Here is a 1336-nt window from a genome sequence, read left to right as displayed (position 1 = left end):
GGCCCCCTTGCCCGGCTTGCCGACGCCGACCGGCGTACGGATGGCTTCGACGATGACGGCGTCGCGCTGGCTCATGGCAGGTCCTCCTCGCGGTCGCGGCCCAGGGTCGGGACCGCGCTGTTACCGAACGCTAACCCAGGCCGGTACCGATCCGGCACGGGGTGGGGCGCTGCGAGCCGTACGACCGGGCTACTGGCCCAGCCCGGGGTCGAGGTTCTTCCAGAACTGCCCGTACTGGTCGAGGACGGCCTGCACGGCCGGGTCGGCCATGATCGCGGCATCCCGCACGAGGGTTGCGACGACGAGGACGCCGAGGACCGCGAGCACGCCGACCACCTGCACCGCGGTGCGTCCGCTGCGGGGCGCGTAGACGAAGACGGCCGCGACGATGGCGCCGGTCACGAGGCCGCCGAGGTGGGCCCGCCAGTCGACGTTGGGCACGATGAACCCGATCACGATGTTGATCGCGATGAGGCCGAGCACCTGGGTGAGGTCGAGGTTGAGCCGGCGCCCGATCACGACCCACGCACCGAACAGGCCGTAGATCGCGCCGCTCGCGCCGATCGACGGCGTCACGACACCGGTGAACCAGAACGACGCGACCGAACCGCCGAGCCCGGCGACCAGGTACAGCGTGGCGTAGCGCAGGTGCCCGAGGAGGTTCTCGATCGACGGCCCGAGCGACCACAGCACGAGCATGTTGAAGCCGATGTGCAGCAGCGAGCCGTGCAGGAACATCGAGGTGATCAGGCGGTAGTACTCGTTGCCGTCGGCGATGGCGATCGGCAGCATGCCGAACTCGTAGATCATCGCGTTGAAGCCGCCGAGGTACTGCAGACCGAAGCCGATCAGGGACGCGACGATCAGCGAGTAGGTGACGTACGGCTTGGTCGGCACCTTGGCGCCGAGCCTGCTGCGGGTGGGGCGCGCGGTGGCCCGGGCCTCGGCGATGCACTCCGGGCACTGGAAGCCGACCGACGCGGACGTCATGCAGTCCGGGCAGATCGGCCGGTTGCAGTGCGCGCAGCGGATGTAGGTCTCGCGGTCGGGGTGCCGGTAGCAGACCGGCACCCCCGGCGCCGAGCTCGGATCAGGCGTCGACATCCTCGACCGTTACGGACTCGATGACGACGTCGGAGGCAGGACGGTCCATGCGACCGGTCTGCGTGGTGGCGATCGCGTCGACCACCGCGCGGCTCTCGGCGTCGGCCACCTCGCCGAAGATCGTGTGCTTCATGTTGAGGTGCGGCGTGCTCGTCACCGTGATGAAGAACTGCGACCCGTTGGTGCCGGGGCCGGCGTTCGCCATGGCAAGGAGGTAGGGCCGGTCGAAGCG

The 1336-nt window shown here is 69.5% G+C and carries 2 protein-coding genes; both read right to left on the bottom strand.

The annotated features are described in order from the left end of the window. Window positions 1-189 precede the first annotated feature (189 nt). On the bottom strand, window positions 190-1104 hold the full coding sequence (locus ACFQGU_RS17715; RefSeq protein ID WP_386769024.1) for a rhomboid family intramembrane serine protease: 915 nt from the start codon (window positions 1102-1104) through the stop codon (window positions 190-192). Continuing rightward, window positions 1091-1336, bottom strand: a 246-nt coding sequence (locus tag ACFQGU_RS17710; protein WP_386769023.1) for a peptidylprolyl isomerase, incomplete at its 5' end; no start/stop codon positions are given. The genes ACFQGU_RS17715 and ACFQGU_RS17710, both read right to left, overlap by 14 nt.

This window comes from Longivirga aurantiaca (assembly GCF_042660085.1).
GTDB lineage: Bacteria > Actinomycetota > Actinomycetes > S36-B12 > CAIYMF01 > Longivirga > Longivirga aurantiaca.
This window is presented reverse-complemented; position numbering and strand designations above follow the sequence as displayed.

Bases quoted from the DNA above. Each gene is read 5' to 3' on its own strand.
- ACFQGU_RS17715 (WP_386769024.1), bottom strand. From the start codon at position 1,104: ATGTCGACGCCTGATCCGAGCTCGGCGCCGGGGGTGCCGGTCTGCTAC.